At 47.0% G+C, this 16,792-nt stretch carries 18 protein-coding genes; 7 read left to right on the top strand and 11 right to left on the bottom strand.

The window, feature by feature from the left end:
* Positions 1 to 87 precede the first annotated feature (87 nt).
* Positions 88 to 690: a YhgN family NAAT transporter gene (locus tag L876_RS0114010; protein ID WP_028764383.1), complete on the bottom strand. Its 603-nt coding sequence runs from the start codon at positions 688 to 690 to the stop codon at positions 88 to 90.
* A 234-nt stretch (positions 691 to 924) separates the two neighbouring features.
* On the opposite strand from L876_RS0114010, the gene L876_RS0114005 reads away from it, so the two are divergent.
* The gene (locus tag L876_RS0114005; protein ID WP_028764382.1) at positions 925 to 2,508 is read left to right on the top strand and encodes a hypothetical protein; all 1,584 of its coding nucleotides are present in this window, start codon (positions 925 to 927) and stop codon (positions 2,506 to 2,508) included.
* 98 nt (positions 2,509 to 2,606) lie between these two features.
* Positions 2,607 to 3,365 (top strand): NRDE family protein, encoded by a 759-nt coding sequence (locus tag L876_RS0114000; protein ID WP_028764381.1) that lies wholly within the window; start codon positions 2,607 to 2,609, stop codon positions 3,363 to 3,365.
* Here the strand turns inward: L876_RS0114000 and L876_RS0113995 are convergent.
* The gene (locus L876_RS0113995) at positions 3,362 to 3,784 is read right to left on the bottom strand and encodes a YybH family protein (RefSeq protein WP_028764380.1); all 423 of its coding nucleotides are present in this window, start codon (positions 3,782 to 3,784) and stop codon (positions 3,362 to 3,364) included. The genes L876_RS0114000 and L876_RS0113995 overlap by 4 nt on opposite strands.
* Positions 3,785 to 3,895: 111 nt before the next feature.
* Between L876_RS0113995 and L876_RS0113990 the strand changes: the two genes are divergently transcribed.
* The gene (locus L876_RS0113990; RefSeq protein WP_028764379.1) at positions 3,896 to 4,447 is read left to right on the top strand and encodes a lysophospholipid acyltransferase family protein; all 552 of its coding nucleotides are present in this window, start codon (positions 3,896 to 3,898) and stop codon (positions 4,445 to 4,447) included.
* An 82-nt stretch (positions 4,448 to 4,529) separates the two neighbouring features.
* Positions 4,530 to 5,153, top strand: coding sequence for a LysE family translocator (locus L876_RS0113985; protein ID WP_028764378.1), 624 nt, complete (start codon positions 4,530 to 4,532; stop codon positions 5,151 to 5,153).
* A gap of 129 nt (positions 5,154 to 5,282) precedes the next feature.
* Here L876_RS0113985 and L876_RS0113980 read toward each other — a convergent pair whose 3' ends face one another.
* Positions 5,283 to 6,533, bottom strand: a complete 1,251-nt coding sequence (locus tag L876_RS0113980; protein WP_028764377.1) for a mechanosensitive ion channel family protein — start codon at positions 6,531 to 6,533, stop codon at positions 5,283 to 5,285.
* Between the two features lie 177 nt (positions 6,534 to 6,710).
* On the opposite strand from L876_RS0113980, the gene L876_RS0113975 reads away from it, so the two are divergent.
* Positions 6,711 to 7,247 carry a hypothetical protein gene (locus L876_RS0113975; protein WP_028764376.1) on the top strand — a complete coding sequence of 179 codons (537 nt, stop codon included), beginning with the start codon at positions 6,711 to 6,713 and terminating at the stop codon, positions 7,245 to 7,247.
* 100 nt (positions 7,248 to 7,347) lie between these two features.
* Positions 7,348 to 7,989, top strand: a complete 642-nt coding sequence (locus tag L876_RS0113970; protein WP_028764375.1) for a DUF3157 family protein — start codon at positions 7,348 to 7,350, stop codon at positions 7,987 to 7,989.
* 52 nt (positions 7,990 to 8,041) lie between these two features.
* Here L876_RS0113970 and L876_RS0113965 read toward each other — a convergent pair whose 3' ends face one another.
* The 4 genes from L876_RS0113965 to hutC form a co-directional block, all read right to left on the bottom strand.
* Complete coding sequence (locus L876_RS0113965; protein ID WP_028764374.1) at positions 8,042 to 8,503, bottom strand: PaaI family thioesterase; 462 nt, start codon at positions 8,501 to 8,503, stop codon at positions 8,042 to 8,044.
* A gap of 170 nt (positions 8,504 to 8,673) precedes the next feature.
* Positions 8,674 to 10,206 carry a histidine ammonia-lyase gene (gene hutH, locus L876_RS0113960; RefSeq protein WP_028764373.1) on the bottom strand — a complete coding sequence of 511 codons (1,533 nt, stop codon included), beginning with the start codon at positions 10,204 to 10,206 and terminating at the stop codon, positions 8,674 to 8,676.
* A gap of 3 nt (positions 10,207 to 10,209) precedes the next feature.
* A complete protein-coding gene (gene hutU / locus L876_RS0113955; RefSeq protein WP_028764372.1) occupies positions 10,210 to 11,880 on the bottom strand; it encodes a urocanate hydratase in 1,671 nt (556 codons plus the stop codon).
* Between the two features lie 125 nt (positions 11,881 to 12,005).
* Positions 12,006 to 12,713, bottom strand: a complete 708-nt coding sequence (gene hutC / locus L876_RS0113950; protein ID WP_028764371.1) for a histidine utilization transcriptional repressor HutC — start codon at positions 12,711 to 12,713, stop codon at positions 12,006 to 12,008.
* 186 nt (positions 12,714 to 12,899) lie between these two features.
* Here hutC and hutI point away from each other — a divergent pair, with 186 nt between their 5' ends.
* Positions 12,900 to 14,126, top strand: a complete 1,227-nt coding sequence (gene hutI / locus L876_RS0113945; RefSeq protein WP_028764370.1) for an imidazolonepropionase — start codon at positions 12,900 to 12,902, stop codon at positions 14,124 to 14,126.
* A gap of 179 nt (positions 14,127 to 14,305) precedes the next feature.
* Here hutI and L876_RS22550 read toward each other — a convergent pair whose 3' ends face one another.
* The 4 genes from L876_RS22550 to L876_RS0113930 form a co-directional block, all read right to left on the bottom strand.
* Complete coding sequence (locus tag L876_RS22550) at positions 14,306 to 14,713, bottom strand: GFA family protein (protein WP_081730715.1); 408 nt, start codon at positions 14,711 to 14,713, stop codon at positions 14,306 to 14,308.
* A gap of 39 nt (positions 14,714 to 14,752) precedes the next feature.
* Entirely contained in the window at positions 14,753 to 15,052 is a 300-nt protein-coding gene (locus tag L876_RS0113940; RefSeq protein ID WP_028764369.1) for a hypothetical protein, read from the bottom strand.
* An 89-nt stretch (positions 15,053 to 15,141) separates the two neighbouring features.
* Complete coding sequence (locus L876_RS23060; RefSeq protein WP_081730714.1) at positions 15,142 to 15,375, bottom strand: GDCCVxC domain-containing (seleno)protein; 234 nt, start codon at positions 15,373 to 15,375, stop codon at positions 15,142 to 15,144.
* A 236-nt stretch (positions 15,376 to 15,611) separates the two neighbouring features.
* Positions 15,612 to 16,784, bottom strand: coding sequence for an alpha/beta hydrolase-fold protein (locus L876_RS0113930; RefSeq protein ID WP_028764367.1), 1,173 nt, complete (start codon positions 16,782 to 16,784; stop codon positions 15,612 to 15,614).
* Positions 16,785 to 16,792: the final 8 nt, after the last annotated feature.

Below are 16,792 nucleotides of genomic sequence, written 5' to 3'. Positions count from 1 at the left end.
TTGAGGGCTTGAGGGCTTGAGGGCTTGAGGGCTTGGCAATTATATCAAACGCCCAAGCCAATCAAGCACTCGCTGTTTTAATACCGATCAGTTCACCTGACCCGTATGCGCAATATAGTTAGCAACACCATCAAGGAACATCTGCACAGAAATCATTACCAGTACCATCCCCATCAGCCTTTCTACCGCGGTGAGGCCTTTCTCACCAAGCAGTTTAGTAAACACCTTATAGAAGAGCAAAATCACCGCACTCGCGCCCCAGGCCGCCAATAACGCAATCGTCCAGTCCACCATGCGGGTACTGTCGGTATGGGCTAATAGGATCAATGCCGCCAATACCGAAGGGCCAGCCATTAAAGGAATCGCCATCGGAACGATAAACGGCTCCTCACCTGCGGCCAAACCAACAACGCCGCCAGGCTGTGGGAAAATCATTCGAATCGCAATAAGGAACAAGATAATGCCACCAGCAATACTGACCGACTCAGATCGCAAATTCAAAAAATTAAGGATTGCTTCACCAGCAAATAGAAATAGCAGCATGATCCCCAACGCAAACAACAACTCGCGAATCAGTACTCTGCGTCTCTTTTTAGGATCGATATGGCGCAATATTGAAGCGAAAATTGGCAGATTCCCTAAGGGATCCATAATTAAAAACAACATAACGGCGGCTGAAAAAATATCCATAACTCAATGATCTTCTAATGAAGTAGACCTATATTGTATAACGTATTTTCAATAGTATTCAGCAAATAACATAACAAAATCCCAGCTAATGGCGTAAAACCTCACAAACTTGCCAATTTCCTACAGTTCATGAAGGAGTGTAAATATCATCCCTCCTTGACGCTAATTATTCGATTGGTGTCAATAACACTGATATACTAGCTGGCTTTCTAGGCTCCCTTGTTAACACTATCTATGTACTATCTCATCGCCAGTTGTATTGCGCTGTTGCTTGGCCCGGTTTTTTATCGGTTCTTTACCACAGGTACTGGCCTACAAAAAGGCTTAGACGGCTTTATATTCGTCTCGCTTGGCGGCTTAGTGTTGATCCACATTCTTCCTGAACTGCTGGAACATGGGGGCTTTCTTGCCATTGTCTTTGTGATCATAGGCTTATGGGGCCCCACGATCAGTGAACGTCTATTTCATCGCTATTCTGAAGTCACCCACAATCTCACCCTAACCTTAGGGATTACGGGCTTACTGCTGCACACTATTACCGATGGCGGCGCTATGGTATTGGCTCAACAAGATGGCAATTCGGCGCTACTGGCGCTAGGTGTCATACTGCACCGACTTCCCGTCGGTTTAGCAATTTGGTGGCTACTAAAGCCACAGGTGGGAAGCCGGTGGGCAATGACAGTCTTAGTGGGGATGATGCTACTTACAGGCGCTGGCTACTTTGCTGGTGAGCAACTTTTAGCTCATTTAAGCCTAGATAAAACAGTTTATTTACAAGCGTTTGTCACAGGTTCCATTTTACATGTGGTACTGCACCAACCCCATGGCAATAGCTTGAATGATGTCCAAGGTAAGTATGAATATCAAGCTGGCATCGGAAGCCTGCTGGGTATCGCCTTGCTATTTGTCCTGCTAATCATGGACTCTGGCGGTCATGAACATCATGATCATAGCCACACAACAGAGCAGCTAATAGCATGGTTACTCACCTTAGGTCCTGTATTGCTACTCAGTTATGCCATAGCTAGCTTACGCTTCAAACTCGGCCTGTCACCGCATAATAAGGGATTGGCACAGCGTTGGTTACAACGGTTAGCTGGCCCAGAAGCCCTTGTGATCACCTTGCTACTCCTGGGCCCCAGCATTGCCATTATTCAGTTAATCGGCGTAACGCTTGTGGGACTATTGCTCACATTGATTAAGGTCGAACCGACCGATCCTCACCTCAACCTGCCAGAATCAGCCTTCCGATTTGGCTTTGCCCACTTGGTCGATAGAAGTGCACCATGGATAATTTTGAGCCTTATTCTGGCCAACCTTATTGGCCACCCATCAGTACCACTGTCTAACCCAATGGTACAAGTGGCTGTGTTGCTCGTACTTTTTCTACCAATGCGCTTTTGTAATCTAGGAGGAGCGGTTCTCGCCCTATCACTGGCATACAGCGGTTGGAGTATTGAGGCTGTCATGGTGGCATTGATTGCCGCGCCCATTTTCAACCTGGCGCAACTCAAACTCATGAGTTGGATGCAGCGAGTAATGTTGTCGGGAGTCATACTTATCTGCCTGCTGGGCACCCAATGGCTTATTCCGCAATGGCACACCATTATTGCACTGCCGCAAGAGCTGAACATCGCCGCCTTAGCTGCCATAGCCCTGCTATTTGCGAGCAGTCTATTGCGCTTAGGGCCGCGTAAATTTATGGCGCGTATCATGCTTTGGAAACCGAAAGGGCACCACCATGATCACGATAGGCCATCACACCATCACGAGCCCGCTGTAACAGGCGAAGTGCACAAGCATAAACATCATCATTAGATAGCTTTTATTTTGGATGACGGCTAAGTTAAACCTATTAAATAAGATCAACGTTTTATTCATCGAACTGATATAGAACTGACTTTAAGGCTTAGCCCATGTGCATTCTCTTCGTGGCCATTGAGGCCCACCCCGATTACCCAGTGATCATTTGCGCTAATCGTGATGAGTTTCATCTCCGGCCTACTGAACCCGCTCATTTTTGGCCACCTGAAAACAATCTATTAGCGGGCAGAGATCTCGAAGCAGGGGGCTCTTGGCTCGGCATTAATCGTCAGGGATATATTGCAGGCCTAACCAATATCCGCGCCCCCGAGTTACACAAACCAGATATGCGCAGCCGCGGTGAATTGGTCGTCAATGCCCTATCCGATCCAGCATCGACTACAGTGGGCTGGTTGCGAGAACATGGTCACCAATATAACCCTTTCAATCTGCTTTTTGGCCGCCAGCATGAACTTTACTGCTATCACAGTATTAGCAAAGAGGTAAAACGATTAACCCCTGGATTTCATGCGATCAGCAATGGTGCATTAGATGATATCTGGCCCAAAATGGCCAAAGGAACCCAAGCATTAGAACACTATTTATCTTACCAGCAGCCAGATATTGATGCGCTACTTGCCATCATGACAGATCAAACACAAGCACAAGATAGCGAACTACCACAAACCGGAGTGGCGCTAGAGTGGGAGCGGCAGCTTTCTTCAATCTATATTAAGCACCTAGAATACGGAACCCGCTCCACCTCCATTATCTTGCAAGATCAGCAAGGAAACATCAGTTTTACCGAAGTACGCTATGACGGCAAAGGCAGAAATTTAGGCAAGCAGAGCTTTAAATTTTCAACCGCCTAATCGGAAGTATGGTCATGAGTGATTACCCACTTATCATCAACCTTCTCAACCAACAGGGTAAACACGCCATTAGGATTGTCTTTTACCCGCTTTAATTCCCAACGCCCCACCACAATAGCAGCATAGTTACTTAGCATTTTGGTTTCATTGATGCTGAAACTCAACACCCCCAAGGCTTCTTTATTAGGGTAGTTTTTCTTATAAGCGGCTAGCGTTTCTTCCCAGCCATAACGAAATTTTTTTCCTGAAACAAAACGCACTTTTTCATCATGCCAATAGCCTTGCATGTAGGCATCTAAATCTCCTCGGTTCCACGCATCCTGCTGCTCAGATAAAACTTGTGCAATATCATCCGTCGGCACAGCTTGCACCTGAAATGCTGCAATCAGCAACAGGGCTATCAATCCATTTTTTACCATCTTGTACTCCAAAGGGAGAAATTAAGGTGTAGTATATAATAATCGCTAAGGCATTATCCTTTAAACAAAAACGAGCCTAAAGCACATGATTATCTAATTCGAGTTTAACTTATGTTTCAAACTTTTTGTAAAGCCATACTAAAAATAGCCGGCTGGAAAATTGACGGCGCCATGCCTGCTATTGCGCAATACCTGGTCATTGTTGGTCCCCATACCAGTAATTGGGACTTCATTGTTGGCGTACTCGCGCGCGGAGCCTTGGGAGACAAGATTCACTTCCTCGGCAAGCATCAGCTGTTTATCCCGCCCTGGGGCTGGTTTTTCAAAGCTATTGGTGGAACCCCCGTGGATAGACGTAAAAATAACAACCTCGTTGACGCTGTTGCCCAGTTGTTCCAAAGCGATCCTGAGTTCAAACTAGCTTTAGCCCCAGAAGGCACTCGTAGCCCAGTTGAACGTTGGAAAACAGGCTTTTATCATATTGCCAACACCGCCAACGTCCCAATCGTCACTGTTGCACTAAATTTTGGTTCAAAGACAGTGATGATCCCAAAGCCGATAGAAGTTACAGGTAATATCGAAGCTGATATGTCACATATTCTCGCCTTCTATCGCACAATCAAAGGTCGTCACCCTAAGGTCATCCCTAACTACAAAACATAGAGCGGCTTGACGGTGCGATTGCCAAAACTTGCCGCACTGGTTATAGTGCGGCAACCTAGAACTTTGTATACAATTTTCAATCATGACGCTTGATATCTGGCTTTTATACCTGTTTGCCATCCTCTTAATTGCCATCTCCCCCGGGACAATGGCGGTACTCTCAATGAGCCACGGCATCCATTTTGGTAAAACTCGCAGTCTGGCAACGGCACTGGGCAGCGTCACGTCGGCACTGTTACTGATGTTTGCCTCTGCAGCGGGATTAGGCGCGCTGCTTAGCGCCACTGAATATGGGTTTACCATTTTAAAATACTGCGGCGCGGCGTATTTACTGTATCTGGGTATCAAGTTACTACTGACCAAAGCCTCTGCTCAAGGGTTAGATCTGCAACATATTCGAGGCAAAGGTTCGCCAAAACAGATGTTTAAGCAGGCATTTATGGTTGGGATCAGTAACCCCAAGGATCTACTGTTCTTCGCTGCATTATTTCCTCAGTTTATTGATGTAACCGCTCCCCAAGGACCCCAACTTGCGATATTGGCACTTACTTGGGCTATCGTGGATTTTAGCTTTGTGATGATCTATGCCAGCATGGCAAATGTGCTAGCACCAGCCCTTAAGTCAAGCAATAAACTGCATTGGTTTGACAGAACCAGTGGCGGCGTATTTATCACACTTGCCGCGATATTAGTAACGAGAGAATAGCTGGCTTTAAAGACTGGTGGACTATCAGGTGTAAAGTGCCCGAAAGTTCAAAGGTTTGAGGAATGTTAAAACCGCTTATGCCAACCTCAAACCTGAGTTGTCTGTGATGTTACTTTGCAGTAACTTTGTTCACCCCTTTAAACTACGAATGTCCGCCCCCGATGGTGCTTGGAATGCACGCAAACCAAACTCGGGCAATATTGCATAAACATGATCAAAGATATCCGCCTGAATATCTTCGTAAAAAGCCCAACGTATATCGTTGGTAAAAATATAGATCTCTATCGGCAAGCCTTCTGTTGTTGGTGCCAACTGCCGCACTAGCAGGGTCATCTCTTGATGCACCTTAGGATGATTACGCATATATTCCAGCAGATATGCCCTAAAGGTGCCCACATTGGTTAAATGCCGACTATTGACTGGCATGTCGCCATCTTGGACTTTGGCATTAAACTCAGCAATCTCAACCCGCTTTCTTTCTAAGTAAGCCTTAATGTAGTTGATCTTACCCAGATGTTGCTTCTGCTCAGCAGTTAAAAATCCAATTGATGAGATATCAATATTGATCGCACGCTTTATTCGCCGTCCCCCCGACTCCGACATACCGCGCCAGTTTTTAAAGGCGTCCGATACTAAAGCATAAGCGGGGATCATCGTGATGGTTTGGTCCCAGTTACGAACTTTCACCGTAGTCAGGGATACCTCTTCAACGGCACCGTCAGCACCATACTTGTCCATCTGAATCCAGTCACCAGGGCTCACCATGCGGTTTGCCGCCAATTGGATTCCGGCCACAAAGCCCAAAATGGTGTCTTTAAACACCAACATCACTAAACCAGTGGCCACACCTAAGCCGCTAAGGAAATAGACAGGAGACTGTTCGGCCAACACCGAGATTGAAATAATGATGGCAACAAAGAACATAAATAGCTTAAACAGCTGCACAAAGCTCTTGATGGGCAAACGCCGACTGACTAAGTTCACATCGGCAATTTCATTGGCCGCATCCAGTGCACTGTATACGCCGCGGACAAACAAAATCACAATCAAGACATCAAGCAGACGATCAGCCAAGCTGCTCACAAGGGGATGTTCGGTCAAGGCTAGCGGCAAAATGATATTAAGAATCAGCGCGGGAACAAGTTTAGCGAACTTCTCCAGCACTCGATGTTTCATAAAGATATCGTCCCAGCTCACACGAGAACGCTGGATCACCACATTCATAGCGCTCACCACGCCACGTTTAACCAGCACATAACCGATAAAAGCAACCAGCAGGCAACCCAATACCATGATCCCAGTGGAGACACCATCATCAGGACTGGCAATACCAACGCTTGTTAGCCAATGGGACACTTGTGAGCGTAGTTCTTGATCCAAAATATCTCTCCTCTGTGCAATCACTCAAGTATGCAAACCAGACTTAACAACCTCAATTAACCATACCAACAAATAAACTACAAGCATCTATTTTTAAAGGTAATTAAGCACTAATCATTGACTGTAATATAAAGATTAACAACAATCCATTTCTAACCATTGATAATTGAGATGACCATGTCTAAACGTCTGCTTGCTTGTGCCATGTTACTAATGAGTACCAACTTACACGCAGCCAATGAAGCTCAAGATGACACTTTCAAACTTGCGCCCACAATGACAATCAGTGTCGACTATGTTCCTGCTAGCAATGATATGTATGGTATCACCCTAGCACCTTATCACTATGACAGAGATTATAGTGACTGGGGCTACTACATTGGTTACGCACGCAGCAAAGATGAAACCTTCGAGGTGGAAGAACCCGGTGAAGCCTTCACACGGGAAACCTTGTGGCGTTTTGGTTTAAGCTACAGCCTCACTCGCCACTTCAGTGTTTATGGTGGCGCCAGCGTGTACATCGCCGAACTTCACTCCACCACCAACATCATGCCACTATGCACCGACTGCAAACCAGTATGGGAAAAAGATGATGATAAAAACTGGGGTGGAGAAGTGGGCCTTCGCTACATGACAGACATGGGGCTAATGATTGGCGCTGGGTATAACACGGCCACCGAGTCTGCGGTGATCAGCATTGGCTTTGCTATGTAAACCAACACCTTGATGAGTTTGGTGTTAATTGACTTACCTAGTGTTAATTTTACTTAAGTTTGTCTATGCTAGGTCAATCATCTCCAACAGGTCATAAACCATGCACAGAACACTGCTAACTTATCTCGCCATCACACTGATGCTCTTTAGCGTGTCAGCTTATTCGGCAGAAATCACCCCTGAAAAAGTCGCCATTGTCACCCTAGAAGACGGTACAAAAATTCAAATCAATGATGACTTCACTTGGGAATATGTTTTTCTAGAAAGTCAGACACCTACCAATAACCTAGAGGCAACCTCAGTAGCAACCAGTGCTTCAGTTATTGCAACAACCGAGCAAAACAGTGCTACGGCACACGTCGTTGCCGATACCCTAACCGCCAGCGCAATGAAACAAGCAACCTTGCTCAAGTCTACCGCAAAGAATGGGGTCAAAGTCAGCTTCCTAGACAGTCAATGGGATGATAAAAATCGCCTAGGTTTAACCTTTGAGTTATCCAGTAATAGCCCTGAGCACTACGTCGTTATTGAACTCGAAATCGGCCTTTTTTCAGATTCGGGATCACTGATAAAGAAAGAAACCGTCAAGGTATGGAAAGCGATATTTAGAATGCCCGAATCCTACCTACGTAAAGGCCAGATAAGAGAAAGCCGCGTATTTTGGATTGATGGTATAGATAAGCAGCAGTGGAATAAACAGCTGATGACACTCAAGGTCACCGAGATGGATTCACGGATGTAATCTCGTCTCAGTGTTCAACGACAAATAAGAGCAGGCTCTTCTCTGCTCTTTTTTATGCTTCAATCATCATACTCGCAGGCATCTTCACTGCCACCATATGCCCTTTGGCGCAGGTAACACCAGCAGCGATAAGGCTGATATCTAACACCACTTTTTTAGGTTTAATCTCGCGGATGACGCCGCGCAGTTCCAACTCTATCCCCATAGGGGTCGGCGCTAAATAATCAATGTTCAGTGCAGCGGTAACAAACCTTGGTGGCTCTTGAGAACTATCACAAAATGCCCTTGCTGCAGCAGCGCTAGCACTACCAGTTCCGTGACAATCGATTAACGATGCAATCAGTCCGCCGTAAACAAAGCCAGGAATGGCGGTATGGAAAGACTTAGGGGTGAAAAGCGCGATGGTTTCATCGTCATCCCAGTAACTTTTTAGCTGATGACCATGAGGATTATTTCTGCCGCAACCATAACAGTGACTGAGATCTTCTGGATATAAATCTTGGAATGCTTGCATTGCCTAGCCTTAGTTAGGATTAACTATCTTCAACTCATCAAACTACGCTATTACACATCTCTCGTTTCAACAACAGCGACATTCGACCTAAGACTAAAGCCTACGGATTAAGCCTGAATACAAAAAAGGGCCCTTAAGCCCTTTTATAAATCCGCTGTATCTGCTGATGCTTAAAAGCTTGGCAAGATATCTGCTGGCAAATATGCATTAAAACTAGCCGTGATCAGTAGATCGGTAGCAGCTTCGATATCTGGGCCAAAGAAACGGTCCTTATCGTAGTAGGTTACCAGTTCACGTAGCTCAGCTTTGGCTTTAGCAACAGCCACTGCAGGTTGCAGAGGACGACGGAAATCCAGGCCCTGCGCTGCAGCGAGTAGCTCAACCGCCAATACACCACGAGTGTTTTCAGACATATCACGCAGACGACGGGCCGCAAAAGTGGCCATAGACACATGATCTTCTTGGTTAGCAGAGGTTGGCAAGCTATCCACTGACGCAGGATGAGCGTAAGTCTTGTTCTCAGAAGCCAATGCCGCAGCCGTTACCTGAGCAATCATAAAGCCTGAGTTTACGCCGCCATTCTCAACGAGGAATGGAGGCAGCTTTGACAAGTTTGAGTCAATTAGCAGTGCAATACGGCGCTCGGCGATAGAGCCAAGCTCGGCAATCGCAATTGCTAAGTTGTCTGCGGCCATCGCCACTGGCTCTGCGTGGAAGTTACCGCCAGAGATAATGTCACCCGTATCTTGGAACACTAGAGGGTTATCCGTTACTCCGTTAGCCTCAGTGCCTAATACCTCAGCCGCATGGCGGATTTGCGTCAAACATGCTCCCAGTACCTGCGGCTGACAGCGCAATGAGTATGGATCTTGAACCTTCTCACAGTTTACATGATCGAGACTGATCTCTGACTCATCACCCAATAGGTGACGGAACACGGCAGCCGAATCGATTTGACCTTTTTGGCCGCGTGCAGCATGAATACGCGGATCAAACGGACTGCGACTTCCCATGGCGGCCTCTACGCTCATGGCGCCGATCACTGAACTTGCTGCAAACAGATCTTCTGCATTAAACAAGCCTTCAAGTGCCAATGCGGTTGAGGCCTGGGTACCGTTCAGCAACGCTAAGCCCTCTTTAGCTGCGAGCTCTAATGGTTTAAGGCCAGCAATTTCAAGGCCTTCTGCCGCTGAAATCAACTCGCCTTTATGGCTCATCTCACCTTCGGCAAGTAGCGGTAAACACATGTGTGACAATGGTGCTAAATCGCCCGACGCCCCGACAGAGCCTTTCTCGGGTACGCAAGGATAGACCTCAGCATTGACCAAGGCGATAAGGAAGTTAATCACCTCAAGACGAATGCCAGAGAAGCCACGGCTCAGCGAATTAATCTTCAGCACCATCATCAAGCGTACTGTCGCATCTTGCATATATTGGCCTGTGCCCGCTGCATGAGACAGTACAATTGAACGTTGCAACAACTGCAGGTCGTCGGTGCCTATTTTGGTATTGGCCAGTAAACCAAAACCAGTATTGATACCGTATACCGTGCGACCTTCATCCAGTACTTTTTGTACAAGCCCCGCACTGGTATTGATGTCGGCGATGGCACTAGGACATAGCTCAAGGCTCACTTTGCTACGACTAATTTCGCGTAACTGTTGCAGGCTAAGAGTGCCTGGTTTTAATATTAAATGACTCATCTTCTACTTCTCCAGCATCGGCAGGTCTAGACCCTGCTCTTTTGCACAGTCTTTTGCAATATCGTATCCAGCATCGGCATGGCGCATGACGCCCGTTGCAGGGTCATTCCACAGTACACGCCCTAACCGCTCTGCGGCATCATCACTGCCATTAGCCACAATCACGACACCCGAGTGCTGGCTAAAGCCCATGCCCACGCCACCGCCATGATGCAAAGACACCCAAGTAGCACCGCTGGCCGTATTGAGCAGCGCATTCATTAGTGGCCAATCAGACACAGCATCAGAACCATCAAGCATTGACTCTGTTTCACGATTAGGACTAGCAACAGAGCCTGAATCTAAGTGATCGCGACCAATCACAACTGGCGCTGATAACTCACCATTTTTAACCATCTCGTTAAAGGCTAGCGCTAAACGCGCGCGATCTTTTAGCCCTACCCAACAGATACGTGCAGGCAAGCCTTGGAATGCAATGCGCTCACGAGCCATATCTAGCCAGTTGTGCAGATGTGGATTATCAGGAATAAGCTCTTTGACCTTAGCGTCAGTCTTATAGATATCTTCAGGATCGCCAGATAGAGCAACCCAGCGGAATGGGCCAATTCCTTCGCAGAACAAAGGACGCACATAGGCAGGCACAAATCCGGGGAAATCAAATGCGTTTGCAACACCCTCTTCAAACGCCATCTGACGAATATTATTACCATAGTCGGTAGTGGCAGCGCCTGCGGCTTGCAGCGCTAGCATCGCCTTAACCTGCACAGCCATCGATTGCTTAGCTGCTTTAACCACAGCCGCTTCATCGGTCTTACGCATCTCAACCGCTTGCGCTAAGGTCCAGCCTTGTGGCAAGTATCCGTTGAGTGGATCGTGTGCTGAGGTTTGGTCGGTCACCACATCAGGGGTAATACCGCGCTCAACCAATTCGGCAAACACATCGGCCGCGTTGGCCAACAAGCCAACAGACACAGGAGTGCCCGCTTTGTTAGCGTCATCAATCATGGCTAACGCTTCATCCAAGCTAGTGGCCTTTTTATCCACATAGCGGGTACGCAAACGGAAATCGATACGAGTTTCGTCCACTTCACAAGCAAGCACTGAGTAACCCGCCATGGTACCAGCAAGAGGTTGCGCGCCGCCCATGCCACCGAGTCCACCCGTTAAGATCCACTTGCCCTTTGAATCACCACCAAAGTGCTGCTTAGCCATGGCAACAAATGTTTCGTAGGTGCCCTGCACAATGCCTTGCGTACCAATGTAAATCCAAGAGCCTGCCGTCATCTGGCCGTACATGGCCAAACCTTTCTTATCTAACTCGTTAAAGTGTTCCCAATTAGCCCAATGTGGCACTAGATTTGAGTTAGCAATGATCACTCGAGGAGCATTGTTGTGGGTCTTAAATACGCCCACAGGCTTACCAGACTGTACCAACAGGGTTTCGTCATCGTCTAAGCGCTGTAGGACTTCAACAATCTTGTCGTAACACTGCCAATCACGCGCCGCTCGACCAATACCGCCGTAGACTACAAGGTCTTCTGGACGCTCAGCCACATCAGGGTGAAGGTTATTCATCAACATACGCATCGCAGCTTCAGTGAGCCAACTTTTACAGCTCAGAGTTGTGCCATGTGGGGCGATGATGCGACGGCTTGGGTCGTGTCTCTTATCCATTGTTGCTTACCTCAATTTGTTTTATCTAATCGATTTAACTCAATTTTTATCATTATTTTTGCTTCAACCTGTCACCACTAGGGTTTATGGGAAACAGGTCGTTCCCGTAAAGTGTTTGATATGCACTAGCGATTGAAGGTCAAATGACCGCCAAGTCGGAAACGGCTACCAGGGTGAATCAGACGTGCAAAGCTCACCACCCCTTGGCGTGACCAAGTACGGCGTAAAATTTGTAAACAGGGCTCGCTCGCCTCAATCTGTAACTGTTGCTGCTGCTCATTATCTGCGACAACCGCCTCAATGGTATGGCGCGCCTCCGTTAACGGTGCGACAAAGGAGAGATACTCGTGAGGCGTTTGCAAACTAAAATCTTGTTTAAGGTAATCGGGCACCAATTGCGGGTTCACAAAGCGCTCTTCAAGCTGCAAGGGTAACTCTTGCTCACAATGCACCAGCACAGAGTAAAATACAGGGCTACCCTCTTCGAGCCCTAAAGCAATAGCAATCTGGGCTGTGGCACTTGTTTGAGTTAATCCTAACTGCCTCACACTGTAGCCATGACCGCGGTCCTTAATTTCATCGGCAATATTACGGATCGCCATCATCGATGACTGTGATTTTAGCCCCGCAACAAAGGTTCCTAACCCTTGAGAGCGCTCGAGCACACCGGTTTCGGCCAACTCAGTCAGTGCCCGCCTTGCTGTCATACGGCTACACTCAAACAGTTCTGCTAATTGGTTTTCAGAGGGAACCCGGCTATGTTCTTGCCATGCTCCCGACTCAACCTTAGTCAAAATAAACTGCTTAATTTCAGCAAACTTGGGCGTAGCCATCTAAGCTCCTTAACGCTTACTAGCCGTTCTCAATGTTAAGATGGCACATCAAAGAACAGCGATATCACTTTTCAAAGGGTAAAAATTACCGCTATAATCCTAGCTTGTATATACAAGTAAATACAAGCTAGCTCACATAAATATTTTGCCATTAGCACCATAAGTGCCCGCAAAGAGGGAAATTAGATGTCTTGGGATCAGGTTTGGATTGACGTTAACGTAGCAACAATGGACCCTTCTATTTCAGCGCCTTACGGTGCTATTACTGATGCGGCCGTTGCGGTACAAGCGGGAAAAATTGCGTGGATTGGCCCGCGTAGCGAGCTGCCGCAGTTTGATGTATTGTCAACGCCAGTTTACAGAGGCAAAGGCGGTTGGCTAACCCCAGGTCTCATTGATGCTCACACCCATCTAGTGTTTGCAGGCAACCGTGCTAATGAATTTGAACTGCGTCTACAAGGTGCCAGTTATGAAGAGATTGCTCGTGCTGGCGGCGGTATTATTTCAACAGTAAAAGCCTGCCGCGAAGCCTCAGAAGCGGAGCTATTTGAGCTAGGTAGACAGCGTCTAAATGCGCTGGCAAAAGAGGGCGTCACCACAGTTGAAATTAAATCAGGTTATGGCCTAGATACCGAAACAGAGCTCAAACTACTGCGGGTCGCCCGAGAGCTTGGCAAACATCACCATGTGGATGTGAAAACCACTTTTTTAGGCGCCCACGCGATTCCACCAGAGTATAAAGATAACAGCGATGCTTATGTCGACTTAGTAATAGATGAGATGCTGCCAGCGGTGATCAGTGAAAATCTTGCCGATGCCGCCGATGTTTTTTGTGAAAATATCGCCTTTAGCCTAGCGCAAACGGAACGCGTATTAAGCGCCGCCAAAAAAGCGGGACTGGATATCAAACTCCATGCAGAGCAGCTATCTAACTTAGGGGGCTCTGCTATGGCCGCCAAACTGGGGGCTAAGTCGGTGGATCATGTTGAGTATTTAGACGAAGCGGGTGTCAAAGCGCTGAGTGAAAGCGGCACCTGTGCCACCCTGCTCCCTGGCGCATACTATTTCCTCCGCGAAACCCAGATGCCCCCCATCGACTTACTGCGAAAATATCAAGTGCCTATGGTACTTGCCAGCGACTACAACCCCGGCTCATCGCCGCTCTGTTCTAGCCTATTGATGCTCAACATGGGTTGTACTCTGTTTCGCTTAACGCCAGAAGAGGCTATCGCAGGTATGACACGCAACGCGGCTAAGGCACTGGGTATTGAAGAGAGTGTAGGCGTATTGCGCGCAGGCATGCAGGCGGACTTCTGTCATTGGGATGTCACGACCCCAGCCGCACTCGCCTACAGTTATGGGGTCGATGTGTGTAAGGATGTGGTGAAAGCTGGCAAATTGGTTCATCAATAGTCTGTATTTAGCCAAAGCGAAGTGGTTGCACATCGTTTTGGCTTGTTTACCCGAAAGGTATTTGATACTTAGCCTGCATAGTTAACAACCATGGATTTATGGTGATCGATCGCTTGCGACAGCCGATTATAGCAGAGGAAGTGTGTGCTTTATCGTCGCTCTCAACAACTAATGAATGACTACTTTCTACTTGGCTCAAATGTCTCATAACGCGGTAAGTTGGCGTCCAAATCATCCCAGCTTGCTTTTGAAGTAACGAAATTATGAGATGCTGGCTTTTCAGAGATATCTGAGTCAAGTATGCCCAAACGTATCCTTAGTCGACTGGGATCTTGTTTATTACTGCTGAAAACAGGTGACCCACACCGACGACAGAAATGTCGGTTACGACCAGGCTTAAATGAAAATGTTGTCAGGCTCTCTGCTCCTGCCACAATTTCAAAGTCAGCACGGTTAATAAAACCATTAGTCGCGTACGCTGTACCACTATTTTTCCGACATAAAGAGCAGTGACAATGGATAATATCCGTTATCGGCCCATTCACTTTAATCGATATTTCGCCACAAAGGCATTGACCTAGGTACATAATTTACTCGCACCGTTATGAAATGGGGTAAAGTTCAGCTTAACGACGCAGCAGCTCAAGCCACTCATCGGCAAATGCCAAAATAAATTTATAGGAGTTGTCATCTGACAGGGTGATTTTAATGGCATCTGTGGTCACAGGAATAAAACCGCCACCCGTCGCCACGCATTTATCGACTTTAGATACCGATTGCCTATCGATCTTATAGGGGCCTAAGCCAAACTCTGTGTTGTAAGGCTCAAAATGGATATTACTTTCAGTGATCCAAAACTTACCATCTGCACGTGCGACGCCATTTTGAATAGTGGCATTTGACGACTTAATCACGGTTTGTTGCATGGCTTCCCCTCCATAGGAAAGATTAAAGTAGCAGGTAAAAATTATAAAACTCGCTAACAGAAATCAATAGGCCAAGCTTAAAAAGGTACTTATTGCTTAGTGGCATTAGCTTTACAACAATCACCACCTTGTTGAATGGGTGGACACTTGACTGTGCCGTAGGAGCAAAACACGCAGCAGTCGCCAGCCAGTGGCTTAAGTATTTGATGACAGCCTTTGCATTCATAGAAGAACTGACACGCATCGGTTGGCATGTTTTCTTTTTGCTGATGTCCGCAGTGAGGGCACCTGATTTGAGAAACTAACAAAATAGTATTAACCATGACGCTAACAATCCAACAGTGGCTAAACAGTCACTCAAATTTACGCCTACTGACGCTGAATTAACAGGGGCTTAGGTCACAAAGCCCTTTGCCTCCCATGCAATGCATTAGCAATTTTGTTTTCGCAATAGCCCTGTCATAACAACAGGGACATCATAGGTCTTTCATCTCATCCGTAAACGAACCACATTGGCGATAGCGTCTTAAAACATTATCTTCAGTGATAAAATTAACGATCACAGCGCCTTTTTAGCTTCAAAAGCGGCCAGGTTCTGAGAATATTTACGAGTCCAGAACGGATGGTCTGTATGTTCTAGCGCGAGCTTCTCGTGTTTAATCGCCTTGTCGAACTGCTTCATCTTGCCATAGGCACCAGCTAACGCATCGTGAGCAGTGTGAGAGTTAGGGTTAGCGCTGACAGCCGCCTGATAAACCACTAAACCTTTCGCCTCATTTTTAGCAAACTCCGCTTCGGCTAAAGCTATCAGCGACTCAGTAGAAGGAACATCGAAGCCATACTTTTCCTCTGACAGGTAACGATAGTGCGCGATAATGGCATCACTTCCTCGCTTGGAGATCGCAGAGTCTGCACTCAAAACTTGATGATAGTCATTGAATAACCGCTCTATACCATAAGCGGTAGCCAATATCGGCTGCGTCATATAGTAACTGCCATCGAAGCGCTTAATGTGATAATCCAACGTCTTAGTGGCATTGGTCGTTAAGACTTGCTCCATTAAGGCAAAGTCAGCCAACTGGCTTTTCTCAAAGTCGCTATCACTGGTACTCATCAGCAGAAAACGCGGTCTACCCTGCATCGCAGCCAACTTTTTGGGTGCATCTTTTATCACATAGGCAAAGTCTTGGCTCAACACAGGACTAGCCGCAAAGTAAGCATTAAACAGCCCTGGTCGGTTAATTAAGGTATAAAGCACTAACCCTGCATTACCGGTAAAACCATTAAAGATGCGAAAACCATTGGTGCGATAGTTGGCATCGATAGCTGGCAACAATGCTTGTTGCATAAAGTCGAGTAACTGAGTATCGCCCTGCTCTTCGATCGCTGCGGTTTTCATATTACCGAGCGGTTCGCTGCCATCTGGCGCGGTAACAATAATCGTTTCAAGCCATGGCCAAGCGCCGTTGTGACTCATCCAATCATGCATACCATCAAGATAAGCGCGACTGCGAGGATGAAAGTCAAACAACACCACATAACCCTGATCACTGTTATGGCTATAGTTAGGCGGGAGTGTGACCGTAAACTCTATAGGCTGCACCGAATAGCGCGAGGTCACCTTAAGGGTTTCAATGTGGTTGCTCTCATCAACGTTCGCCGCCAGAGCCAAACTTAAAGGCCCCATGGAAACGAGCATGACGATCAAACTCTGTCGTATTTTTTTTATCATATTTTCCC

The organism is Shewanella colwelliana ATCC 39565 (assembly GCF_000518705.1).
GTDB classification, from domain to species: domain Bacteria; phylum Pseudomonadota; class Gammaproteobacteria; order Enterobacterales; family Shewanellaceae; genus Shewanella; species Shewanella colwelliana.
Note: the sequence above shows the minus strand (reverse complement) of the source record. Positions and strands in the feature narration are given on the sequence as shown.